The organism is Micromonospora sp. NPDC023737, assembly GCF_040639715.1.
GTDB lineage: Bacteria > Actinomycetota > Actinomycetes > Mycobacteriales > Micromonosporaceae > Micromonospora.
In genome coordinates, this window is sequence record NZ_JBFAAL010000016.1 from 107,343 (window position 1) to 130,620 (window position 23,278).

Annotated in this window: 17 protein-coding genes and 4 pseudogenes; 10 read left to right on the forward strand and 11 right to left on the reverse strand. The window is 68.4% G+C overall.

Annotated features, from left to right (window positions below):
• Positions 1-31 precede the first annotated feature (31 nt).
• The 4 genes and pseudogenes from AB0F98_RS26445 (at position 32) to AB0F98_RS26460 (ending at position 5,308) form a co-directional block, all read left to right on the forward strand.
• Positions 32-3,721 (forward strand): S8 family serine peptidase, encoded by a 3,690-nt coding sequence (locus AB0F98_RS26445; RefSeq protein ID WP_357740445.1) that lies wholly within the window; start codon positions 32-34, stop codon positions 3,719-3,721.
• 189 nt (positions 3,722-3,910) lie between these two features.
• Positions 3,911-4,012, forward strand: a pseudogene (locus AB0F98_RS26450) (hypothetical protein); the annotation flags it as partial.
• Positions 4,013-4,157: 145 nt separating this feature from the next.
• Positions 4,158-5,003: a hypothetical protein gene (locus AB0F98_RS26455; protein ID WP_357740448.1), complete on the forward strand. Its 846-nt coding sequence runs from the start codon at positions 4,158-4,160 to the stop codon at positions 5,001-5,003.
• Positions 4,979-5,308: a hypothetical protein gene (locus tag AB0F98_RS26460; protein ID WP_357740450.1), complete on the forward strand. Its 330-nt coding sequence runs from the start codon at positions 4,979-4,981 to the stop codon at positions 5,306-5,308. The genes AB0F98_RS26455 and AB0F98_RS26460 overlap by 25 nt, the downstream gene beginning before the upstream one ends.
• A gap of 224 nt (positions 5,309-5,532) precedes the next feature.
• Here AB0F98_RS26460 and AB0F98_RS26465 read toward each other — a convergent pair.
• From AB0F98_RS26465 to AB0F98_RS26475, 3 genes and pseudogenes are all read right to left on the reverse strand, one after another.
• A pseudogene (locus tag AB0F98_RS26465) lies at positions 5,533-5,880 on the reverse strand (hypothetical protein); the annotation flags it as partial.
• A gap of 69 nt (positions 5,881-5,949) precedes the next feature.
• A complete protein-coding gene (locus AB0F98_RS26470) occupies positions 5,950-6,351 on the reverse strand; it encodes a hypothetical protein (protein WP_357740453.1) in 402 nt (133 codons plus the stop codon).
• Positions 6,352-7,087: 736 nt separating this feature from the next.
• Positions 7,088-8,352, reverse strand: a pseudogene (locus tag AB0F98_RS26475) (IS701 family transposase).
• A gap of 263 nt (positions 8,353-8,615) precedes the next feature.
• Between AB0F98_RS26475 and AB0F98_RS26480 the strand changes: the two are divergent.
• Positions 8,616-10,037, forward strand: coding sequence for an IS1380 family transposase (locus AB0F98_RS26480; protein WP_357740514.1), 1,422 nt, complete (start codon positions 8,616-8,618; stop codon positions 10,035-10,037).
• Between the two features lie 148 nt (positions 10,038-10,185).
• On the opposite strand, the gene AB0F98_RS26485 is transcribed toward AB0F98_RS26480, so the two are convergent.
• Positions 10,186-12,336, reverse strand: a complete 2,151-nt coding sequence (locus AB0F98_RS26485; RefSeq protein WP_357740456.1) for a UvrD-helicase domain-containing protein — start codon at positions 12,334-12,336, stop codon at positions 10,186-10,188.
• A gap of 307 nt (positions 12,337-12,643) precedes the next feature.
• Here AB0F98_RS26485 and AB0F98_RS26490 point away from each other — a divergent pair, with 307 nt between their 5' ends.
• Complete coding sequence (locus tag AB0F98_RS26490) at positions 12,644-15,640, forward strand: N-6 DNA methylase (protein ID WP_357740459.1); 2,997 nt, start codon at positions 12,644-12,646, stop codon at positions 15,638-15,640.
• A gap of 127 nt (positions 15,641-15,767) precedes the next feature.
• On the opposite strand, the gene AB0F98_RS26495 is transcribed toward AB0F98_RS26490, so the two are convergent.
• Both AB0F98_RS26495 and AB0F98_RS26500 read right to left on the reverse strand, forming a co-directional pair.
• Entirely contained in the window at positions 15,768-16,154 is a 387-nt protein-coding gene (locus AB0F98_RS26495) for a hypothetical protein (RefSeq protein WP_357740461.1), read from the reverse strand.
• Positions 16,151-16,645 carry a hypothetical protein gene (locus AB0F98_RS26500; protein WP_357740464.1) on the reverse strand — a complete coding sequence of 165 codons (495 nt, stop codon included), beginning with the start codon at positions 16,643-16,645 and terminating at the stop codon, positions 16,151-16,153. The genes AB0F98_RS26495 and AB0F98_RS26500 overlap by 4 nt, the downstream gene beginning before the upstream one ends.
• Before the next feature lie 140 nt (positions 16,646-16,785).
• Here AB0F98_RS26500 and AB0F98_RS26505 point away from each other — a divergent pair, with 140 nt between their 5' ends.
• Complete coding sequence (locus tag AB0F98_RS26505; RefSeq protein WP_357740467.1) at positions 16,786-17,019, forward strand: GntR family transcriptional regulator; 234 nt, start codon at positions 16,786-16,788, stop codon at positions 17,017-17,019.
• Positions 17,020-17,053: 34 nt separating this feature from the next.
• Here AB0F98_RS26505 and AB0F98_RS26510 read toward each other — a convergent pair whose 3' ends face one another.
• Together AB0F98_RS26510 and AB0F98_RS26515 are read right to left on the reverse strand one after the other, a co-directional pair.
• A complete protein-coding gene (locus tag AB0F98_RS26510) occupies positions 17,054-17,428 on the reverse strand; it encodes a hypothetical protein (protein ID WP_357740470.1) in 375 nt (124 codons plus the stop codon).
• 123 nt (positions 17,429-17,551) lie between these two features.
• Positions 17,552-18,490, reverse strand: coding sequence for a DUF1524 domain-containing protein (locus tag AB0F98_RS26515; RefSeq protein ID WP_357740473.1), 939 nt, complete (start codon positions 18,488-18,490; stop codon positions 17,552-17,554).
• 16 nt (positions 18,491-18,506) lie between these two features.
• Between AB0F98_RS26515 and AB0F98_RS26520 the strand changes: the two genes are divergently transcribed.
• Entirely contained in the window at positions 18,507-19,286 is a 780-nt protein-coding gene (locus AB0F98_RS26520; protein ID WP_357740517.1) for a transposase family protein, read from the forward strand.
• A 49-nt stretch (positions 19,287-19,335) separates the two neighbouring features.
• Here AB0F98_RS26520 and AB0F98_RS26525 read toward each other — a convergent pair whose 3' ends face one another.
• Positions 19,336-19,812: a hypothetical protein gene (locus tag AB0F98_RS26525; RefSeq protein WP_357740476.1), complete on the reverse strand. Its 477-nt coding sequence runs from the start codon at positions 19,810-19,812 to the stop codon at positions 19,336-19,338.
• Between the two features lie 332 nt (positions 19,813-20,144).
• Between AB0F98_RS26525 and AB0F98_RS26530 the strand changes: the two genes are divergently transcribed.
• Both AB0F98_RS26530 and AB0F98_RS26535 read left to right on the forward strand, forming a co-directional pair.
• On the forward strand, positions 20,145-20,657 hold the full coding sequence (locus AB0F98_RS26530) for an SMI1/KNR4 family protein (protein WP_357740521.1): 513 nt from the start codon (positions 20,145-20,147) through the stop codon (positions 20,655-20,657).
• 207 nt (positions 20,658-20,864) lie between these two features.
• Positions 20,865-21,212, forward strand: a pseudogene (locus AB0F98_RS26535) (50S ribosomal protein L11 methyltransferase); the annotation flags it as partial.
• A gap of 144 nt (positions 21,213-21,356) precedes the next feature.
• Here the strand turns inward: AB0F98_RS26535 and AB0F98_RS26540 are convergent.
• Together AB0F98_RS26540 and AB0F98_RS26545 are read right to left on the reverse strand one after the other, a co-directional pair.
• Positions 21,357-22,298, reverse strand: coding sequence for an NAD(P)-dependent alcohol dehydrogenase (locus AB0F98_RS26540; RefSeq protein ID WP_357740479.1), 942 nt, complete (start codon positions 22,296-22,298; stop codon positions 21,357-21,359).
• Between the two features lie 167 nt (positions 22,299-22,465).
• A complete protein-coding gene (locus tag AB0F98_RS26545) occupies positions 22,466-22,906 on the reverse strand; it encodes a hypothetical protein (protein WP_357740481.1) in 441 nt (146 codons plus the stop codon).
• Positions 22,907-23,278: the final 372 nt, after the last annotated feature.

Consider the following 23,278-nt stretch of genomic DNA (forward strand, 5'->3'; position numbering starts at 1 on the left):
GAAAGGAACCCCGCTATTGAAAACCTCACGCATGCGTCGCGCCATCGCGACGGCCGCCTGCCTCGCGTTGTCGCTCAGCTCGATCATCGTTCCCGGCGAGGCGTCGGCCGCTCCCGGCGGAACATCGAAACGCGCGGCCCCGCAGACCCACACCGTCACCCTGATCACCGGCGATGTCGTCACGGTGAACGCGACCGGTGACGCCGGTGACAGCGGGGGGACGATCTCGGTCGAGGGACCGGACGGCGAACCCGCCGACGCGAGGATCCTGGCCTCGGCGGGAGACGTGTACGTCTACCCGTACTCGGCGGTGTCCTACCTTGCCAAGGGGGTGCTCGACCGGCGGCTCTTCAACGTCACGGAACTGATCGCCGACGGCTACGACGACGCTCACCGCGGCGACCTGCCCCTGATCGTCTCCTACACCGCCCAGTCGCCGGGGTTCCGCGCGAACACCGCCCCGCGGGGATCGGCGCTGGTCCGAACGCTCCCGAGTCTCGACGGCGCCGCCATCACCGCCAGCCACGCGAACGCGCGAGACTTCTGGGCCGCGGTGACGGCAGGAACGCCCGCGGCGGGAGTGGCCCGATCCGCAGCCCCGACGTTCGCGAACGGCATCAAGCAGATCTGGCTCGACGGCAAGGTCCACCCGGACCTGGCCGAATCGGTCGGGCAGATCGGCGCGCCGGAGGTCTGGGCCGGCGGCGACACCGGGCAGGGCGTCGACGTCGCGGTCCTCGACACGGGTGTGGACGAAGGCCACCCCGATCTGGCCGGACGCATCGTCGACACCCGCAGCTTCATCCCCGGCGAGGGCGTCGAGGACGTCCACGGCCACGGCACCCACGTCGCCTCCACCATCGCCGGTACGGGTGCCGCGTCCGGTGGCACGGAGAAGGGTGTCGCCCCCGGCGCTCGCCTGCACATCGGGAAGGTGCTGGCGAACTCCGGCTCCGGCACCGACTCCCAAGTCCTCGCCGGCATGGAGTGGGCGGCGGTGGAGGAACAGGCCAAGATCATCAACATGAGCCTGGGTTCGCAGGAGCCCTCCGACGGCACGGATCCGTTGTCGCAGGCCGTGAACCGGCTCAGTGCGCAGACCGGCGCGCTGTTCGTGATCGCGGCGGGCAATACCTCCGGCCCCGGCACCGTCAGCTCGCCCGGTGCCGCCGACGCGGCCCTCACCGTGGGCGCGGTGGACAGCGGTGACCGCCTCGCCGAGTTCTCGAGCCAGGGTCCCCGAGTCGGCGACGGCGCGCTCAAGCCGGAGATCACCGCCCCCGGCGTCGACATCCTGGCGGCGCGGTCGCAGTACACCTCCGAAGGGGATGGCCCCTACCAGACGATGAGCGGCACGTCGATGTCCACGCCGCACGTGGTCGGTGCCGCCGCGCTACTCGCCTCGAAGCACCCCGAGCTCACCGGCGCCCAGTTGAAGGACCTGCTGACCAGCACCGCCAAGCAGACCCCCGACTACACCGCGTTCCAGGCCGGCAGCGGCCGCGTGGACGTCGCAGCCGCCGCCCGCGCCGGGATCTTCGCTTCGGCCACCGCGTCCGCCGGGCAGAACGCGGCCGACCCCGTCAGCCGCCCGGTGACGTACACCAACCTCGGCGCCACGCCGGTGACGCTCGCCCTGTCGATCGCGGCGCCCGGCGTGCCCGAGGGGATGTTCCGGCTCTCGACCGACCGGGTCACCGTGCCCGCGCACGGCACCGCCTCGGTCACCATGACCATCGACCCGCACGCCGCATCCGGCGGCTCCAACGGTTTCAGCGCCCAGATCCTGGCCACCGGACCGGACGGCGGGCTCGCCGCGCACACGGCGGTCTCGCTCGGCGCGCTGGCGCACCGGATGACCATCAGCGTCAAGGACACCGCGGGCGCACCCGCGTCCGCCTTCGTCATCGTGCTCCGGGCGGGCGATCCGACCCCGATTCCGGTCCCGGTCGATGGCACCGTCAGCTTCTACACTCCGGAAGACCAGTACTCGGCTCTCGGTTATCTGACCGTGCCCGGCGCCCACGGTTCGAATTCACAGGGGCTGGCGCTGCTCGGCGATCCCGACTTCACGTTCGACGGGGACCGCACGATCACGCTGGACGCCCGCCACGTCCGGCTGGTCGACGAGACCACCCCACAGCCGGGCGTCCCCAGCTACCTGCGGCTCGAGTACTCGCGGATGCTCCACGAGGACGGCCGCTGGCACGACTTCGGTCTCGCTGGCACGGGCTTCGACAGCCTGTGGATCCAGCCACAGGGCAAGGTGACGCACGGCGACTTCGTCCTCGGTGCGAGGTGGCGCAAGGAGCAGCCGGCGCTGACGGTGTCCGTGCGGGGGACCGAATACACCGATGTCCTCCGGCAGGCGGGCGTCACTCCGCTGCCCGAAGGGACCCGCACCCTGCCGCTCGTCTTCGCGGGTGCCGGGGCGCCCGCGGACTACGCGGACCTCGGCGCGCGGGGCAAGGCTGTGGTCATCCAGCGCGCCCCGTCGGCGACCCCGGCCGCGCTCGCCGAGGCGGCGGCGGACGCCGGCGCCGCGCTGCTGCTGGTAGCCAACGACCGTCCCGGGCGGCAGCGCCTGTACTTCGGGACGGACGCGCTCGACGTCGGGCTCCTCAGCCCCGACGAGGGCGCGAGGCTGATCGCCCAAGCCCAGCGGCCCGGCGCGATGCTGCGCACGGAGTCACACGCGACGCCGGCCTACCTCTACGACCTCATGCACACCTGGCACAACGAGGTGCCGAAGGACATGGTCGTGCGCGCGTCGGGCAGGAACCTCGCGCGCATCGACGAGACGTTCGCCGGCGCCGTCCCCAGTGGAGCCGGTCAGGAATGGCGGTACGATTTCCCGGCGTACTCGGAGTGGGGGATCGGGAACTACGTCGCCATGGCCGCCAGCGGCCGCCGCACGGACTGGGTCACCACCGACGGCGCGAACCGGTGGGGCCACGAGGTCTACGACGGCCTCCTAAGCCAGTGGGGCGTCAGCCGGACGTACGAACCCGGCACCGTGTCGAGAGACGAGTGGTTCACGCCCATCCAGCGGCCTTACCTCAACAACAACTACCTCGGGCCGACGCGTACGGACGACCAGATGCGGATCGACGTGCCGGGGTACGGCAACGCCGACCACGTCGGCGCGCTCTCGGACCGGCAGCACGCGAGTCAGACCGTGACCCTCTACCAGGGTGACACCCAGCTGGGCACGTCCGACAACGGACTCATCATCTATCCCACGGCCCCCAGCGCCGGACCGCTGCCGTACCGCCTGGTCGTCGTGAACCAGCGTGACGCGTCCGTCAGCCCCTACTCGTCCTCGACCACGACAGAGTGGAGGTTCACCTCCGCCGCCCCGAAGGTCAGCGGCCAACGGGACCTGCTCCCGTTGCTGCAGATCCGCTACGACGTCGACCCGGACGCCTCCGGGTCCGTGCGCCGCAACGCGACATTCGGCGTGACGGTCGAACAACGCGCTCCCGTATCGGTCGGCCTGACCCCGGTATCAGTCGGTGGCGGTGGCACTCCTCGCTCGCCCCGCGTGGAGGTCTCCTACGACGACGGCACCACCTGGTCCCGTCTCTCCGACGACCGCCAGGGCGCCTACCGACTGGACGCACCGAAAAAGGCGCAGTTCGCCTCGCTGCGCGTAACCGCCACCGACTCCGCCGGCAACTCCGTCACCCAGACAATCCTCCGCGCCCTCGGACTCCGCTAACCTCCTTGTCCCTTTGCTGACGTCCCGGATTCACTGTGGGGTGTCCCTGGTCCCGAACAACACTTGGCGATGCGCCAAGCTCGTTGAGCGGATTGCCATGGGACACCCCACCATCCGTCGAGGGACGCGATCGCTGGTGGCACGCTCACCGGCACCATCACCGGCCTGGCCAGCCCGACCGGCCTCGCGATCACGCCCGACGACAGCCGGGTCTACGCGGCGCTCTCCAGCTCCAACGAGATCGCCGAGATCGACGCCGCCACCCTCGCCGTCACCCGACGGATCGACCTGTCCGCGTACCCGTCCCCTACCAACCTGTCGCTGGACGGCGACCGGCTCTGGGTGGGCTACGGCGTGAAGGGCAGCTACGGCGGGCGGCGTCCTCAGCCTCGACCTGTCCGCCGCGGCATCCGCGCCGGTCCAGGTCGCCGACCGGATGTACGGCGCGCCGCTGGTCGCGGGAGCCGGCACCACGGTCGCCATCGGCGAGTCCGGCCTCAGCCCCAGCAACCTGCGGGTGTACGACGTGAGCACGACACCGGCGACGCTACGCGGAATCATCAACGGCTCTGACAACGGTTTGTGGGACCTGAACGACCTCACCATCACGCCGGACGGCTCGCAGGCGATCACCGTCTTCCCCGGCTCTGGCGTGGACGTATGGGACACCACCACGCTGACCAAGGTCCGCACCTACGGTTCCCGGTCGGAGTACCCGGGCGCCCCGCGGTCCGTCGCCCGCAGCGCGGACGGCGCATACCTCGCCGCCGCCTTCGACGGCGACGCCTACGGCCCCTACGCCGCCGTGTACGACTCGACCAGCGCCACCCGCACCTACCAGACCACCATCACGAACAACGCCACGCTGGTCGCCGGCAGCCTCTCCGTCATGGATCACAATCTCTTCGCCCTGCAGAAGGACCGGCAGCGCAACCGGTACTACCTGTGGCGAGTGGCGGGGGCCACCCTGCCGGCGTCCACACTGACCCTCTCCCCCGCCGGCACGGCGACCGCGATCGAGCCGTTCTCCCTGACCGGCCGGCTCACCCTCCTGATGGCACCGCCGCCGGCGAGCAGCCGATCGAGATCAGCCGCACCCTGCCCGACGGCACCACGGCGGTCGTCGGCACCGTCAGCACCGCCGCGGACGGCACCTTCACCGCCACGGACATCCCGCCGGTCGGTGGCAGGGGCTACACCGCGATCTGGGACGGCAGCCCGACCGCCCGCTGGTCGAAGACCACCACCAAGGTCAACGTGGCGGCGCATGCCACCTCACTGAGCCTGACCGGCCACAGCACTGGGAACACCACCAAGTCGCTCACCCTCACCGGTCGGCTGAGCACCGCCGGCGGCGTCCCCACCCCAGCCGGGTCGTTTTCGGTGTGGCGGGTGGTCACCAACCGCAACGGCACCACCGTCCTGGACCTGGCCCCGGCGACGCTCGCCACCGACGACTCGTTCACCATCACCGACACGCCCCCGGTAGGCGGCACGTACACGTACCACGCCCGGTACGACGGCAACGCCACGTTCTCGCTCTCGCACGTCGCCTACGACGTCGTGATTCGGGGTGGCGCCAGCTGACTCGGTGAGCCGTGATGGCACCCGTCCGGCCCAACACCGGACGGGCGCCACCGTCACCCCCGACGGCCATCGCGAAAATGGTCCGTGGGCCGCGATTTGTTCAACCTGTCACCCGACGGTCACTCCGACGGTCGCCGGCGGCCCTACCTCTCGAGCGCTGAAGGGGCAAACTGGTTCCCTTCTTCTTGACAGGGCCAGAAGATGTTGCGGTGGGCCAATGACGTTCAATACCGCACCTCCGGACCGTCGACGGCACCGGTCTCGACGCGTGTGGCGTTGTCCAGGCTCGCTGGACTCGAGTCGATCGAGGGGCAGTGGAAGATCAGCACGTCCTCGTGGGTGATCAGGTGCAGCGGTGTGCCGCCAGCGCGGGCCTTGCGCACGGCTTGGAGTTGAAAGAACGGCGGGCGGGCGACGAGGTGCCCGTCGCGGACCGCGGCGAGAAGGGCGACGCACCGCTCGGTCGGCGTCAGGCAGGCGCGGAGGCCAGCGGCGATGACCGCGGACGGCAGGTCGACAAGCTGTCCGTCCTTGGGCCACGGGAGTGCCGTGACCACGATGGTGCCGCCGGGGCTTCGGGGGGTGTCAGTATCAAATCTGGCGATGGCTGCGTGCCACAGCGTAGCCGTTATTGCGCCGCACTAATTCTTCTTCCAAAGGGATACTCTCATAGTCACATGCTCTGGAGTATTCATCGAATTCGCCTCTCCACCGGTCATGGCTTTCATGACAACAAGGGCAACTCCTTGGTCCGTCGTGGTGCAGATTATGACTCCTGGCCTGATTTCACCCTTGTTGTATCCAGGGTAAAGTTCCTTGCCGTCCCAGCCGCCGGACAGGGCTGCCTCGGAGCACTTTTCAGGGCTTGCGGGTTGCTCGTCTAGGAGGGTCGCGTCGCCGTACGAGTCGAAGTAGCCCCATACGCAGTTGTTGTATAGCATGTCGTATTTTATGCGCTGGCCACTCTCCTTCGCGGCTGTCAGTTCATTGTCGAGATCCTCTTTTAGATAGCTCCTGGACGTTCCGCCCTCGAAGTCCACCACCCAGGTACTTGCGCAATCGGGCAAATTCATTCCGAATTGTCTACCGCTGAACACTGGAGAAAAAGCTGAATCTGCCGAAGTATTTGGTGTGGCCGCACCTGCGGCCGGAGGGGTGGCTCCTACGGTTGCGCCCGGCGGTGGAGTAACGGGCAAGCCAGGGCGAGAGGAGGTGGAGCGTTGTGACGGCGAGGCCGCGGCACCCGGGCTGTCACCGGAGCTCACCACTGCAGTGCCGACAACCGTGATTACTGCTGCCGCGACAACTCCGATGACGCCGATGACTGCGCCCTTGACTGTTGGGTCCTGCAGGCCGAACCAGTGTCGTGCGTCAGGACTTCCACCGCCCCGTATCGCCTGCGGTTGAGGCGGCTCAGCTTGCTGCGAGCTGCTGAAGTTGATGTCCGGCCGCTCGGGCATGTCCAGACCCCTTGGTGGCGTGGCGTTATGGGCAGAGAACACGGTCGTCAGGACGAAGAGGATAGTGCAGCCAGCCGGCAAAGGATGGCCGTCCGGTCACCGGATCCCCGGGTTGCGGCCGTCCAAAAGTCCACTATGGGCGGTGCCCTCAACCCTCGTTAAGGCCTGACCACGGTGGGTGGAGAAAGAAGAAGCGCCTTCTGATCAGGGAAGATGGGGCTTGTTGAAGGTCCTGGTCGGCTGCTCGTCGACCCGGCCGACGCCACCGGGTTGACCAGCGCCTTCAGTGAGGCTCTAGTACGGCAGCCGCCGTTCGGAATCATGGCTGAAGTTCGAGGTTGAGGCGGCGTGTGTAGTGGGCTCGCCGAGCTCGGGCTTGATGCTGGCGCCGCCAGCCTGACCAGTGCAAACGGTGGGCGAGATCGGTGATCGGGCGGATGATGCAGGCGTTGATCAGGCGGCGGACCTCGTTGACCGTCAGCTTGATCAGCCCGGTGCCGGTCGGGTCGTCGTCGGTCGCGTCGGCGGGGCAGATGGCCAGGACGGCGAGGGCGGCCAGAGCGAGGGTGGTGAAGCGATGCCAGGAGTCCCAGCGGCGGACCTGGTGCTGGTCCAGGCCGACCTGGCTCTTGGCCGCCTGAAAGGCTTCTTCGACGGTCCAGCGGATGCCGGCGACGCGAACGAGTTGGGCGAGGGTGGCCGGCTTGGGGGTCCAGCAGCGGTAGAAGGCCAACTCACCGGTGGTGGTGTTGCGGCGGATCAGGAGGCTGTGCCGACCGCCGTCGTCGGGGTCAGCGTCGGTGCACACGTTGTCGAGCCACGCCCAGTCGTAGAAGCGGGGACCCTTCGATCCGGCACCGGCTGAGCGGCGCTGCCACGCCGATGCCGGTAGTTCGGCGGCGACCCGGTCGGCGCGAACTCGGGTCTTGCCGCCGTCGAGTGGCACCAAATGGCTGCAGGACACCGCAAGGACGTAGCCGATCTCGTGTTCGCGCAGGCCAGCGCGGAAGGCGGCGCTGTTGCCGTATGCCTCGTCCGCGGCGGCCCAGCCTGCCGGCACCCCGGCGTCCAGCGCGGCGGTGATCATTTCAGCGGCCAACTCTGGCTTGGTGGCGAACTCGATCTCGTCGGGCACGCCGGCGGCCTGGCAGCGGTCGCGGTCGTCGGTCCACGACGCCGGCAGATACACCCGCCGGTCGATCAGGGTGTGCCCATCGACGCCGGCGTAGCCGAGGAACACCCCGACCTGGCTGTTCTCGATCCGCCCGGCCGTGCCGGTGTACTGCCGCTGCACCCCACCGTGTGGGTGCCTTTCTTCAGATCACCGGTCTCGTCAACCACCAAGACCGCGTCCGGACCGCCGAACCGGTCGACGATCAGCTGCCGCACGTCATCACGGACGGCGTCGGCGTCCCACACCGCCCGGTACAGCAGCCGCTGCATCGCGTCCGGCCGGACATGCCCGGCCTGCTCGGCCAACTGCCAACACGTCTTGACCTCAAGATCGGACAGCAGCCCCGTCACGAACTGTCCCGCCGCACGACGCGGCTCCACCCGCCCGAACCGACCCGCGAAGCACCCCAGCACCTCGCCCAGCACCCGCTCCCACCGACCAACAGCTACGCTGTGGCACGCGGCCACCGCAAGATCTGATGTTGTGTCCACAACGCACAGACGATCACGCGGTGGCCGCCTCGCGTCCACCCCAGTTCACCAGCACGATCTCAAACGGCGGCTGCCGTACTAGCCTCGGCCCTTCGTTAAGGGCTGTCCAAGGTGTGGGCGGAGAACGAAGAAGTGCCTTCTGATCAGGGACGATAGGGCTTGTCGAAGGTCCTGATCGTCCCATCACGGAAGGCACTTGCTGGGTGAAGGCTACCGCAACACGTCCGAGGATCGTGGTGACCGGCGACGGGCGGGGCGTGGTCGGTCACGCCGGTGCACGGCTGCTCGCCGATCTTGCCGACGCGACCGGGTTGACCAGCGCATTCAGTCAGGCCCTCGCCGGTCTGCGGCGACGGCGGGGCGGCCACGCCCCGGGTCGGATCGCCGTCGATTTGGCGGTGATGCTGGCCGACGGCGGCGAAGCGATCGCCGATCTCGCGGTGCTGCGGGATCAAGCTGCCCTGTTCGGGCCGGTCGCCTCTGATCCGACGGCGTGGCGGCTGTTGTCGCAACTGGACGAGGTCCTGCTGGCCCAGTTGCGGGCGGCACGGGCTCAGGCCCGCGAGGTGGCCTGGGCCCAGCATGCCGAGGTTCACGGCCAAGCTTTCCCGCAGGTCAGCGTGGCCGGTCAGCAGGTGGCGGGCCTGGTCCTGGACTTGGACGCCTCGATCCTGATCTGCCACTCCGAGAAGGAAGCCGCGACCCGCACGTGGAAGAAGACGTTCGGGTATCACCCGTTGTTCTGCTTCCTGGACAACACCGGCGAGGCACTGGCCGGCCTGCTGCGCGAGGGCAGGGCCGGGTCGAACACCACCGCCGACCACATCACCGTGCTTGATCAGGCCTTGGCCCAGATCCCAGATGAGCACCGGCACGGCATCCCGATCCTGATCCGCAGTGACTCCGCAGGCTCCAGCCACGGCTTCCTCGCCCACCTCCGCGGCCTGCGCGAGCAGCACCTCGACGTCCGGTTCTCCGTCGGCGCCGCGATCACCGAACCCGTCCGGCAGGCCATCACCGCCGCCGCCGGCTGGGTTCCCGCCCTCGACACCGATGGGGAACTACGCGAGCACGCCGAGATCTGCGAGATCACCGGACGGTTCGACGCCGCCGGCTGGCCCGATGGCACCCGGTTCATCGTCCGCCGCGAACGCCCGCACCCCGGCGCCCAACTGTCGCTGTTCGACACCATCGAAGGCTGGCGGCACCAACTGATCGCCACCGACACCCCGCCCGGCCAGGGCAGCATCCAGTTCCTGGAGGCACGCCACCGGGCCCACGCCCGCGTCGAGGACCGCATTCGCTGCGGCAAGAACACCGGTTTCGGCCGGTTCCCGTCCCGCGTCTTCGCGATCAACCAGGCCTGGCTGCAGCTCGCGCTGGCCGGCATCGACCTGCTCGCCTGGACCCAGAACCTGCTCCTCGACGGCGACCTCGCCACAGCCGAACCGAAGAAGCTGCGCTACCGGCTGCTCCACGTCGCTGCCCGCCTCACCCGCACCGCCCGACGGACCCGCCTCGCCATCGCCGCCGGCTGGCCCTGGACGAATCAGCTGATCAACGCGTTCGGCCGCCTCGCCGCACTACCACGCCCCGCCGGCTGAACCCCGACTTCGACGTCCCAACCAGCAGCACACGGAGGAACCCGGCCCACGCGCCGGGCCATCACCATGCCCGCCCCGAGCACGAGCACCCTCAAACCAAACTCATCGAGACATGACTATCAAAGCAGGCTGAGATGAAAGACCGAGGCTAGCTGGCGCCGGTTGCGAACGCCAGGAAGGGGCTGGGCTGTCCGCTCCACGACACGTGCAGCGCCTCCCGTGTCCGCGTACTCGCCACGAACAGCAGGCACCGCTCCCGAAGCAGGTCACTCTCGTGCTGCATCGGATCCACCTCGGCCGGCGTGACCTCCTTCGCGAACGGCACTGACCGCGCCGTGACACCGACCACCGCCACGCACCGGAACTCCAGCCCCTTCATCGCGTGCATGGTGGCGAGCCGCACCCCGTCGACGTCCGCGCCAGGCTGATCCCGCACCCGCACAGAAGGAATCCCTGCGGCAGCCAACTCGTCCTGCACGTTGCCCAACGTGATGTTGAACCTGGCGCACACCGCGATCTCGCTGGCCGCCACGCCCTGCTTCAGCCACTCCTCCACCCGCTCGACGAGCGCCGCGATCTCGGCCTGGCTCGTCGGGTACCCGGCAGCGTGGGGCCGCTTGCCGTGCAGCAGCGACCGGTACCCGGCGAGGCTGTCGTCGCCATCGCCGCCGAGGTCCTCGACCCGCGACCCGACGAGCACGCCGGTCGACCACGTGAGGATCTCCTCGGTGCTGCGGTAGTTGACCCGCAGGCGACTGCTGCGTCCGCTGACGGAGATGCCGAGCGCGTTCAGCGAGACGCGGGAGTCGTAGATCCGCTGGTGCGGGTCGCCGGTGATGAAAAGGTCGTCCGGGCCGGGCGCCACCGCCGCCCGCAGCACCCGCCACTGCGCGGGATGCAGGTCCTGCGCCTCGTCGACCACGACGTGGTCGTACCCGTGGTCGGTGAGGTCAGCGCCGTCGAGCAGCTGCGCCGCCCGCGCACAGATCTGCAGGTGGGTGGCGGTGCCGGCGGCGGACAGCTCCTTCTGGAACATGTTCACGGCGTCCCACACCCGGTCGCGCTGCCGCGGGCCGAGCGCGGACCCTCTCCCCCGCCGGCTGGCCGCACGGTACTCCTCGCGGCTCTGCACGTTGTGGGCGAGGATCACGTGCCGGAACTCCTGGGCAAGGAACTGCTCGGTCCATGGCAGGTTCAGCCTGCGGCACACCCGTCGCCAGACCTGTCGCTCGTCTACGTCGCCGATCGGGGTCGGCACCCGCCCGGTGAGGGCCCGCACGGTGCGGTGCGCGAACGCGTTCACCGTGGTCACTTCCACCCGTGCCAGCTGCTCCTCGTCGTCGAGGAGCAGCGCCAGGTTCTCCCGCAGTGTCGCGGCCAGGGCATTGGTGTACGTGGTGAGCAGCACCCGGCTGTCGGGCGTACGGGAGAGCAGGTGTTTGACCCGGTGCAGCGCCACCACCGTCTTGCCCGTGCCCGGCCCACCGGTCACCTGGACCGGCCCATTGTAGGAGACCCGGTAGGCGACCCGCCGCTGCGACGGGTGCAGGAAAACCCGCCAGGCGGCGAACGGCTTGTCGAGGATCTCGGCGAGTTCGTCCGGCCGGGTCACCAGGGTGATGCGGTTGGCGGTGTTGGCGATCGCGACCGCCAGGCTCTCGCTGGGCTCCGGCGTCGCGTCCGCCGGTCGGCGCTCGGCCACCACGTCGCGGTAGACCTCTTCCGGCGTGAAGCCCTCGGCGAGGTACTGCAGCACCTCGAACTGGTCCTCGGGCAGCAGCGTGCCGAACGCGTCCAACTGCCGCTTGTCGATGATCGTGCGTACCGCCCGGAGCACCTGGTCGTCGATGCCGAGGTGACGCAGCACCGTGTCGGAGTGACGGGCGAAGAGCAGGCTCGGGGCCTCCGCGGCGGCTTTCTCCAGCGCCGGGGTGAGCTGCTCGATGGCGACGACGTTGCGGACCTCCAGCGCCCGGGTCGCCGTGTTCACCGTGTAGAGGCGCTTCGCGGCCCAGGTGTACGCGTCGTCGTGCGGCACGACGTTGAGCAGCAGGAACGTGTCGCTGCCGTCGTCGGGCGCCAGCACCACCCCGCGCCAGAAGTCGGTGACCCGGATGGTCCGCATCCGCGGGTCCCGGGCGTTGTTCACCGACTCCAGATGCAGGCCCTTGTCGGCGTGCAGCTCGGCGATGCTGAGCTGCTGGAACTTCTCCATCGCCTTGCGTACGCCGGCCTTCACCGGCTTCTCCAGGACGTCGTAGCTCTGCCAAAAGCTGTTGGCGAAGGCGAGCTGCGGCACGGCGCGACCTCCTGTGATTGAACGAGGCGGTGGGTGCGACCCTATCGGGCTACCGGGTGCGTCGAAGTGGACCCTATCGACGGGGTTGATGCGGACCGACGCTATCGGTTCCTGGCCGGCTGGGTAACCGTACGTGAGCTGTCCCCAATCCGACAGTGATTCATCATCTCTTGGATTCGGCGGGCTTCAATATCCACACTGGTGTATGGCCCGCTCGGACGGTACGCCAGACGCAAGCCGGACTCGCCCCTCACTACCCCGGCCGCAGGTACGCGCGCCCGACGGCTTTCCCCCGTCGCTGCAGCCCTTGCTGGCGCGGATCGCCGACCGGCGTGCCACCCGCACCGAGGCGACCCTGCAGGCCGACATCCGGCAGCTTCTGCTGGCCGGTGATTTCGGGCTCTCCGACGGCCACCTCGACGACGTCGATCTCGAGGCTCCGGCTGGTGGCGGCCGACGCATCGACATCGAAGTCGGCTACACCATCATCGAGGTGAAGCGACGGCTCCAGACCGGGCGCCCGCTGTTGGAGGCCGAACGGCAGCTCGGCGGCTACGTTCGGTCGCGGAGCCTGGAGAGCGGCCAGCGATACGTCGGCATTCTCACCGACGGCGCCACCTGGCGCGCGTACCAGCTGGCCGGCGACGCTCTGGCTCTCATCGACACCCAAGTTTTGGCCGCCAGTCGCCCCGACGGGCTGGCCCTGTTCTACTGGCTGGAAGGCGTGCTGGCGACGAGCCAGCGGGTCCGGCCGGCTCCCGCCGAGGTGGCTCGCCGGCTCGGCGCGCAGAGCACCTCCCACAAGCTGGATCGCGCCGCGCTCGCCGCGCTGTACTCGGAGCATGAACATCTGCCGACCGTCGAGTTGAAGCGGGAGCTGTGGGCGAAGCTGCTGGACAGCGCCCTGGGCACCCAGTTCGTCGACAAACCGGACCTGTTCGTCGAGCACACGCTGCTGATGAACAGCGCGTACATCATCGCGCACCTGGTCGTCGGCATCGACGCCCTGGAGTTGCAGCCGCAGGACCTCATCACCGGGCAACGGTTCGACCGGGCCCGCGTTCTGGGCGTGGTCGAACACGATTTCTTCGGCTGGACCACCGAGGTCCCCGGCGGTCGCGAGTTCATCCAGGGGCTCACCCGGCGGCTGGCCCGGTTCGACTGGCTGCGGGCCGACCACGACATCCTCAAGGTGCTCTACGAGTCGATGATCGGACCGGATACGCGCAAGCGGATGGGCGAGTACTACACGCCCGACTGGCTCGCGGAGCACCTCGTCGACACCGTCGTCACCGATCCGCTGCGGCAACGGGTGCTGGATCCCGCCTGCGGTTCCGGCACCTTCCTCTTCCACGCCGTACGCCGGTATCTCGCCGCCGCCGAGACCGAGGGCGTGCCGCTGGATGTCGCGCTGACGCGGCTCACCCACCACGTGGTCGGCGTCGACCTGCACCCCGTCGCCGTGGCGCTGGCGCGCGTGACCTACCTGCTCGCCATCGGCCACCAGCGGCTGACCGACCAGCGGGGCGCCATCACCATCCCGGTCTATCTCGGCGACAGCATGCAGTGGCGGGAACGCCGGGACCTCTTCACCGAGGAGCACGTACGGATCAGTGCCGGCTACAACGCCAGCAAGGAAGAGGAGTGGCTGCGCTTCCCCAGAACCCTGCTCGACGAACCGAGCCGCTTCGACCAGATCGTCGCGGGGCTCGCCACCATCGCAGCTAAGCCGCGAGACCCGGACAACCCGCCGTCGCTGGAGGCGTTCTTCCATCACCTGCAGATCGCGCCGGACGACCAGCCGATGATCCGCGGCACCTTCGAGGCGATGTGCCGGCTGCACGACGAGGGCCGCGACCACATCTGGAGTTACTACCTGCGCAACCTCGCCCGACCGGTCTGGTTGGCAATGGACGGCAACCGGGTGGACGTACTCATCGGCAACCCGCCGTGGCTCTCCTACCGCCACATGCCGACGGACATGCAAGCGATGTTCAAAAGGCTCTCTCGTGACCGGGGACTGTGGCGTGGTAGTCAGTTCGCGACGCAGCAGGACCTCTCCGCTCTCTTCGTCGCCAGGACGATCCAGCAGTACCTCCGCGACGGTGGCGCGTTCGCTTTCGTCCTGCCCAACGCCGTACTCGATCGCGAGCACTTCGAGGGTTTCCGCAGCGGCTGGTACGAAGACAACGCCGAGCCGACCGCGGTTGCCTTCACCGGCTCCTGGGACCTGCGTCGCCTGCGTCCCCACCCTTTTCCGCGGGGCGCCAGTGTCGTCTTCGGCTACAAGGCAGCCACGGGCAGCCCCCGCCGCCTTCCATCGGTCACCGAGCGGTGGACGGGGCGCCTCGGTGCCGATGCCAGGAGGTGGGAACAGGCCGCGCCGTCCATTCACCGGGAGCCTGCCGCCTTGGGGCAGGCGTTCCTCTACGAGTCACCGTATAGGGCACACGTGCACAACGGCGCGACGATCTTCCCCAAGATTCTCTTCTTCGTCGAGACGGACTCCGGCGGACGGCTTGGGCTTGGTGCCGGCCGTCACGTCGTACGGTCTGCGCGCAGCAACATGGAGAATCCCCCGTGGAAGGATCTGCCCGCTCTCGAAGGCGTGGTGGAGAGCGAGTTCATCCGGTCGGTGCTGCTCGGCGAGACACTGCTGCCGTATCGGATCCTGCCGGCGAAGAAGGCGGTGCTCCCGCTCGACGGTTCCACCCTGATGACCGGGGCCGGTTCCCGGCTCGACTACTACTTCGGTCTGGCCGAATGGTGGCGGAAGGCGGAAGTAATCTGGGAGGCGCATCGCAGCAGCGCACGTCTGACTCTGGCCGAGCAGCTCGACTTCCGACACAAGCTGACCGCGCAGCTCCCCGCACCGCCGCTTCGGTTGGCCTATTGCGCCTCCGGGATGCACGTCGCCGCCGCCATCGTCGACGACCCGACCGCGGTCATCGAGCACGCGCTCTACTACTGCGCGATCGACAGCCGGGCGGAAGGCCACTACCTCAGCGCGATCCTGAACAGCCCCGCTCTCACCACGCTCGCCCGTCCGCTGATGTCATACAGCAAGGACGAGCGGCACATCGACAAACACGTGTGGAAACTACCCATCCCCCGGTACGACGACGCCGACCGGGCGCACCGACGGCTCGCAGAACTCGGCCAGGACCAGTGTCAGTTCGTGGCCGGACTCGACCTTGAGGAGGGACGGAGCTTCGTGACTTTACGTCGGCGGGTCCGAGCCGCACTCGCAGACCACCCGGCGACTCAAGAGATCGAGGCCGCCGTCACGGAGATGCTGGGCTGATGGGCGTTTCGCCTGCTGCCGGGTCGCAGGAACGGTCGATACTGCTCAGGGCACCCGACGCCGCACCCGCCTAGGCACCGGGCTTCTCCCTTGAGCAAGTAAGCGGTGGCTCAGTCATGCGGACGCATCACCCACCCGACGAAAGCGCCGCGACCCGGGCCAGCACCGGGCGCAAGGCGCCGTCCTGGCCGTCCGGGCCGATCTCGACACCTTCGAGCCACACCCACTCGCCGTCGTACCACTCGCTGAGGTCCGGCCGGACCCGCACGACCCGGAGCCGGAGCGGGCCGTCCGCGTACCGGTGGTCGTTTTCGGCGAACTGGACCACGTCACCGGGGGCGACGGGCACGCGCGGAACGACCGGCACGCGGGCTACCGCGACCGACGCCGCCTCGGCCGGGCCGTGTGGGCGGGCCGGCGGCTGCGGTCCCGGTCGGGCGGCCAGCGCCGCCCGACGCGCCCGCAGGATCAGCCGGTTGCGGATCTGTGCGGGCGACAGGTCGAAGACGTTCATCGCCAGTACGTCCGCAGGCAGCGCACGATGATCGAGTCGGCCCAGGCTGCCCGGGGGCAGGTGCCGTCGGCGCGGCAGTCCGGGCATTTTCTGGTACGGGCATCCTCGGTAGGGCTACGCCAGTGCAGCTCGGCCAGCCGGTTTGCCCTGGCGAGTTCAGTAGGCGTCACGAAGAGGTCGTCGCCCGTCTCCGACCGCGCGGGTCGGGCCGGGTCACCGCCGGGCGGTGCCTTGTCGGCTGGCGTCGGGAACCTTCCCCGGTTCCGCTCGCCGCGCCGGTCCGGTTCGTAGCCGCCCGCACGCTGGTTCCGCGTCGGGGACGCCACCGGCCGCTCCTCGGGGCGCTCGTAGACGAGCGCGCCGTCGCAGCGGGAGGTTTCCCGCAGCTCCGGTACGAGGTGCTCGACCGCCAGCCGCCGAAACCGCCCGGGCCCGTCCCCGTCCGGCACCGCCTGCCCGGTCAGGTCGAGCACGACCTTCCGAGGCCGCAAGAACCACTTCCACCGCATATCCATGCCCCTCCCCTCGCCGCCCCCGCCACGACGAACAGAGTCTACGACACCTATAAAGCCTGTAAAGACAGGACGGGGATGCTTTACATGATCCTTCGCGTGGGTGCTTCCCTGATCCCATGCCGTACGCCCAGCCGCTCTGGCGCCAGATCAGAGATGATCTACGCGCCAAGATCCGGGCTGGCATCTACCCGCCGGGCAGTAAGCTTCCGTCCGCGCGACTCCTCGCCGAGGAGTACGACACGAGCCATGTGACAGTACGGCGCGCCTTGGACTCGATGATCGAGCTTGACGAACTGGTCGGCCGCACGGGCATCGGCGTCTTCGTCGCCGACACGTCGGAGCAGGCGTAGGGATGGATCGCCCTGCGGCACGCGAACCGTCAGGTCATGTCGAGCCGCTCGAACGGTAACTCGCTAAGGCTTGCTCGCGTGGGACGAGCCGTGGGCGGAGAACCTCGTCCAGAAGCTTCGCATCGGTCGGTGGCAGCGTCAGCAGGGCGCGTCGAAGATAGATGCTCCACGCCGCCGGCTTGGGAAAGGCTGTCAGCCGCTCCACGAGCGGCTGCAACTCGACCCCACCGGGATACGGCACGATTCCCTCGATGCTCAGGTCGCAGCCCGACACGAACCTGCGGCCCGCGATCTCGATCGGCCGGTCCAGCGTTCGGACCGCGCTCTTTACCGTTGCCACGCCGATGATCCGCCCACGATCACGTGTCGGGTTGTGCCATGCGCCCCTCGTCGAGTACAGGAAGAGCATGTCCCCCACCGCGAGCGCCGCGACCTCTGCGCGGTGTAGCGGGAAAGGCGATTCGCTGCTCCCACAGGACCCAGGCGATGGCATCCAGCTCTCCGAGGATCGACAGGTACGACCGGTTCATGGTCAGAAATCAGCCTCCCGCAGCAGGTCGTTCGGATCCCATACCTGCTCGGCAATGCGGCGGTACAGGTCACACCGCTCTTCCAGGTCGGCCTTTGTGAACTTGGGATGCGGGTGGAATGGCAGGCCGCTGTCCTGAACGAACTGGAGGAAACCCGGGTTGTGCTCATAACACTGTGGAACCAGCGACCGGGCGAGGAGATTCTGCGCGTTGTAGTGCGGAAGCTTCTCGTCGTACGGGTCGTCACCGTAGCTCGCGTTAAAGCTCTTCGGCAGCAGGAGCAGGCCACCGACGCGGTTTCGGTGCTCGGCGAAGTCGGTGGGATGACCGAACTCGTCGGCGTGTCGCTCCGGGTGGTCAGCCCAGATGTGCTCGACCTCGTACCGGACCTTTCCCGCGTTCACGTAATCGGTGTACCGCGACGGTAGGCCAGACCTCGTCTCGACGTAGTCGGTCAGCCGGGCGAGCATACGGTGAAGCGCGTAGCGGTTCTGCTGGTGGACCCTCAGCCGGTCGTTGCTGGCAAAGGTCTCAGACTCCCGCATCAACACCCCGTGCAGTCGCTCACCGAGCGGCCCCACATCCAAGCCACGGATCTCTCGCATCACTATGAACATTGCGTACTGCAGGGTGGAGTAGGCGATGCTGCGGAAGTTCCACAACCGCCAGGCCAGCAGGATGTCAACGAACCGAGCCACGAGCCGAACCTTGTGCCAGGCGACCGTCTGGTCGTCGTCCGGGGTCAGTGGGGCCAACAGCAGCATGTTCTGCAGCGTGAAACCGTGGTCGGCGTTGTACATCACGTGTTCCAGGCCATCGACCGGGCCGCTTGAGGCATTCACCAGGCGCAGGTACCAGCGGCTGTAGAAGTCGAAATCACGCTCGATGAAACGGATGTACTGGTCGCTAAGGGATGTCTCGTAACTCGTCGGTTGGTCCATGTTGGATCATGTCGGGGTGCAGGTGATCTCGGCGGCCCACCCGGAGTGGATCTTCCCGTTCACCGGGCTGCGACCCGCCCAGTTCCGCAGGCTGGTCCGCCTGGTCGCCGAACGTGGCGGGGACGCGATCGCTGACGGTCGGCCGGGCCGGCAGTGGTCTCTCGACCTCGCCGATCGGGTGTTGCTGGTGGCCGCGTACTGGCGGACGAACCTGACGATGCGGCAGATCGGACCGCTGTTCGGGGTGTCGCACTCCGCAGCGCATCGGGTCATCGACACTCTCGGCCCGCTGCTGGCCCTGGCGCCGGTGCGCCGGCGGCGGGTCGACCAGATCACGATCGTCGACGGCACGCTGATCCCGACCCGGGACCACCGGCTGGCCGCACCGAGCAAGAACTACCGCTACAGCACGAACCTGCAGGTCGCCATCGACGCCCACACCCGCCTCGTGGTCGCCCTCGGTGATCCGCAGCCCGGCAACCGCAACGACACGATCGTCTACCGCACCTCCGGCATCGACCAGAAACTCGCCAGACGGGCGGTCATGGCCGACGGCGCCTACCGCGGCAACCCGGAAGTGATCATCCCGTACCGCAAGCCCACCGACGGCAGCGAACTACCCGACTGGAAGACCGACCTGAACAAGCAACACCGCAGGGTCCGAGCCCAGGTCGAACACGCCCTGGCCCGCATGAAGTGCTTCAAGATCCTGCGCGACTACCGCCGCGCCGCCCACACATTGACCGACACCGCTTCCGGCATCGCCCATCTCCACAACATCATCCTCGAGGGGTGACACCAGCGCCGTTGCCGCGCAACGCCTTCACCGAGTTACGAGACATCGTTTAGCTGATCCGCGACAACTTTTCCGCACGCAAACGGCCGTTCACGTAGGCATGTGACCGTGCCGTCATACCGCTGCCACAGGGATCTGTCCGGATCAGGGTGTAGCCGAGCTCGTCCAGCGCGCAATGGATGACTTCGGCGTCGCCGGGGTGCAGCAGTTCGGCAGTTTCCTGGTCGTCCCACTCCCCCGCGTTGTCCACGGCCAAGACAGCCATGTCCTTGAAGTTGCTGATGACGACGTGCAGCTGGCGGCCGGTCGAACTAGCCAGGATCGGGATGGTGATCACGCCGTGGAAGCTTGCGTCCTGCGCCGGGTCGACCACGCACTGACCACAGAAGGCGGCGTTAATGGTTTCAGCGAGCTGGTTGAATCGCGCGTTGACACGGTCATAGCGGTAACCCGGAGGAGACTGCAGGTGGTCAGGGTCGTCGTGTGTCCGTAGCAGCTGCCACGTCTGGGCCTCATCGGCGAGCATCAGATCACTGTGCCCCTGACGCACTATCGCCGTGCTCCCTGCCGAAGGGCGGTAGACAACGGAAACCTCTCGAGGAGAATCTCCTCGTCGCGCCGTCGTGACCTTCCAGCTGTCTCGGACGCCGGCGAGGGTCCGCTCCGACGACGGCACAGCTGAAACCCCTGAGGCCTGCGTCAACGTCATCACAGCCATCCGCTGGTCCCGGCGATGACAGCGATGGCTTTCGTAAAGCTCCGGCGGACCTTGTCGCATTAGGTATCGTGCGCGGAGTGCATGTTCCGGTCGACGAATCGTGGCGGCGGATCATTACCTGGTTGTCGCGGCACGCACCGGTGACCGCGGGGGCGATCCGCCCACCCGCGGGCGCTGCGGAGGTCCTCCGCACCGAAGCGGCTGTGGGTCGCCCCCTGCCGGCTGACCTGCGCGCCTGGTGGCGGCTGATGGACGGCATCGCCGACGCCAACTACCCGGCCGGGTTCCCGATCCCCTCGCATTACCTTCCGCTGCCGGTAGCCGGAGTACGCGAACGATTCTCCGACCTCTCACGGTTCGCCGACCAGGACTGCTGCGGCCCAGGCGGTGCACATGCCACAGCGGCCGGCGAGCCCTCGTTCGGGTTCTGCACCGCCACCATCCCGATCTGCCGGGATTTAGCCGGTGACGTGCTCGTGGTCGACCTCCGCGATGGTGCGCGCCACGGCTGCATCATGTCGTGGTGGGCCGAGGAAGGCTACGTCGAGACGGACTGGGACGGGACGGCGGCCATGCTCGCCGACACCGCCGACCAGCTCGACGACCCGACGCGGACTGAAATCGCAGAAGGCGGCTGGCTCCAGTGGAATTAGGGTCCGGGTCGACGACCCCGGCCGGCCTGCGGCGGGCCCAGACGACGACCGGCGGCTTGGGGGATCCGTCCGGATATAACACCGGTATACGGACGGATCGCCGCTGCTGGATCGCTACCTGGACTCCGCTGGCGGCACGGACGTGCTCGACCAGGTTGATCGCCGTCTTCGGTTGCAAGCGCTGTCCGCCCCCAGCGCGGGGCCGGGATCGGCAGCGTCGACCGGCTCCGGCTGGCCCCGGTGCCACTGGTGCCGGAGGTGCGACTTGTCATGGCCGAGGACGCGATCCTCCTCTGGGCACGACTCGAAGCCGAGGCGGGGCGCGTCCTCCCGCCACCGTTCGGGGCGTCAGCCTGGAGCGGCGTGCAGGTTCTCGCGCGTTACATCCTCGATCACCGGGACACCGTGGCCGGTTGCCATGTCCTCGACGTCGCATCCGGCTCCGGACTGGTTGCTATCGCCGCGGCGATCGCCGGCGCCGCCAAAGTCACCGCCAACGACATCGACCCCCACTCGATCGCGGCAATCAACGCCAACACCCACGCCAACGGCGTCGAGTCGCTCGCTACGGCTGAGCGCTCCCGCGTCCCTGTTGAAGATGGCGGCGCTGACGACACTGCCTACGACGCCTAGCACGGAGAGCGACGAGGCCGCCGATGACGACGCGCACGATCGGTGGCAGATGTGCGCAGTCGCTGGTCAGTTGACGGTCACGACGACCTTGCCGAGGGCGCGTCCGTTACCCACATGGGCCAACGCCTCGGGCACCTCGTCGAGGGTGAAGACGCGGTCGATGTGAATGGCGAGGTCGCCCGTGGCGCAAAGGTCGGCCACCGGTTCGAAGTGCGTCGGCCCTTCCTTGACGGCAAGCACGCCCAGCCGGCGGTGCGTGAGCCGGCCAGCCACCGCGCCGATCGTCAGTACGCGCAGCAGCGCCGAGACCGATCCGCCGACGCATCGGTAACGGCCGCCGGGGGCTAGTGCCCGGCGGTAGGCGAACACCGACTGGTGCGCGACCAGATCGAGGATGAGGTTGTACGGGCCGCTGCGGGTGAAGTCCTGGCTGCGGTAGTCGATCACCTCGTCTGCGCCGACCGACCGCATGAAGTCGAGCTTGCCCGCGTTGTCGACGGCGGCCACCTGGGCGCCGAGTCGCTTGGCGAGCTGGATCGCGAATGAGCCCGACCCTCCGCCAGCACCGTTGATCAGGACCCGCTTCCCGGCTGCGGCGCCCTCAGTTCCCTGCCACGCGATCACGCCCGCCTGCGGAATCGCCGACGCCTCGGCAAAGGTCAGTGCGGCGGGCTTACGGGCCAGCACCGACTCTGGAGCGATCGCGTACTCGGCGAAACCGCCCTTGAGCATGAGGTTGTCGCCGTACACATCGTCACCGGGTCGGAACCGGGTGACTGCCGGGCCTACCGCATCGACCCATCCGGCGATGTCCGAGCCGAGGGTCTGGCGTGCCGGGGAGCGCAGCCCACCAATGCGCGAATACAGTGGCGAGCCTTGCAGTGTCTCCCAATCGCTCAGATTGACCGAGGTCGCCGCAATCTTGACGAGCACCTGCCGGGCAGCGGGAGACGGCTTGGGGACGTTCTCGATCCGCAACACGTCAGGAGGCCCGTACCGGTTGTACACGATCGCTCTCATCCGCGTACCCCTAGACCTTGGTGGAGGTAGGCCAGCCGCAGTACCCGACGCGTCCAGAGCCAGCAACTACGCCTCTTGGTAGCACACAGGCACGAGCAGCTGACCCGCAACCTCGGCGGTGGTCGCGCCGCCGGCCCGGTCGACCGGCGCTGCGGTCATGCGGACGACCGCTCGTCACTGCGCCGTGGGCGGCTCGACGGCGCCCACAGTCGGAGCCTGGCCACAGTCGGCGCTAGGTCGGGATCCAGGTCGAACAGTTCCCGCTCGGTGCGGTACAGGCGGCCACCGGCTCGGCGCACCGCCGCGCTCAACTCCTGCGGGTCGACGCCGCGCAGGCACACGGCGAGATAACCGAGCTTCTCGTACGCCTGCGCGAGCCACAACGCCGGACGCCGGTCGAGACCGGGTGCGGTGAGTGGCGGCACGCCCGGCCGGAGACGGACGAGAAGCATGTGGAACGTCTTCATGGACGTGTGGCGGATGATCATCCCGAGATGCGCGATGTCGACCCACGGGACGCGCACCGTATCCGGGCCGAGCCCGACGACCATGCCGGAAGGGCCGATGACCAGGGTCCGCGGTGGAGGCTGAGACATGCTGAGCAGGAGGAGACCCTGGGTTAATCCGAGCCCTGCCACTATCCAGAAACCCCGGGCCGACTCGAGTGCCAACCAGATGGCGAGCGGCACGACGAGGAGCAGCCCGATTCGAGCGTGGCCATGAACCGTGTGAATGCCGGGCTGTACGGCGGTTGGCCACTGAAGGTGATCTCCTTCGGCGGAGCGGCGTCGATTCGAGCCGACCGGTGCCTCCTCGGGCCAAGGCGAGGTTCCCGGCGGAGTTGCCCGCTCGCCGCTGCGGGCGGGGGCAGGCCCCGCTCGGCCAGTTCACGGTCGACCTGGTCGTAGATCTCGTCGAGGGTCAGCGGCTCCGGCCATTGGAGCACACGCAGCAGAGCCCCGGTGAAC

Bases quoted from the DNA above. Each gene is read 5' to 3' on its own strand.
- AB0F98_RS26445 (WP_357740445.1), top strand. From the start codon at position 32: ATGCGTCGCGCCATCGCGACGGCCGCCTGCCTCGCGTTGTCGCTCAGC.
- AB0F98_RS26545 (WP_357740481.1), bottom strand. From the start codon at position 22,906: ATGTCTCAGCCTCCACCGCGGACCCTGGTCATCGGCCCTTCCGGCATG.
- AB0F98_RS26455 (WP_357740448.1), top strand. From the start codon at position 4,158: ATGTACGGCGCGCCGCTGGTCGCGGGAGCCGGCACCACGGTCGCCATC.
- AB0F98_RS26495 (WP_357740461.1), bottom strand. From the start codon at position 16,154: ATGAACGTCTTCGACCTGTCGCCCGCACAGATCCGCAACCGGCTGATC.
- AB0F98_RS26525 (WP_357740476.1), bottom strand. From the start codon at position 19,812: ATGCTCGCCGATGAGGCCCAGACGTGGCAGCTGCTACGGACACACGAC.
- AB0F98_RS26510 (WP_357740470.1), bottom strand. From the start codon at position 17,428: ATGCTCTTCCTGTACTCGACGAGGGGCGCATGGCACAACCCGACACGT.
- AB0F98_RS26515 (WP_357740473.1), bottom strand. From the start codon at position 18,490: ATGGACCAACCGACGAGTTACGAGACATCCCTTAGCGACCAGTACATC.
- AB0F98_RS26505 (WP_357740467.1), top strand. From the start codon at position 16,786: ATGCCGTACGCCCAGCCGCTCTGGCGCCAGATCAGAGATGATCTACGC.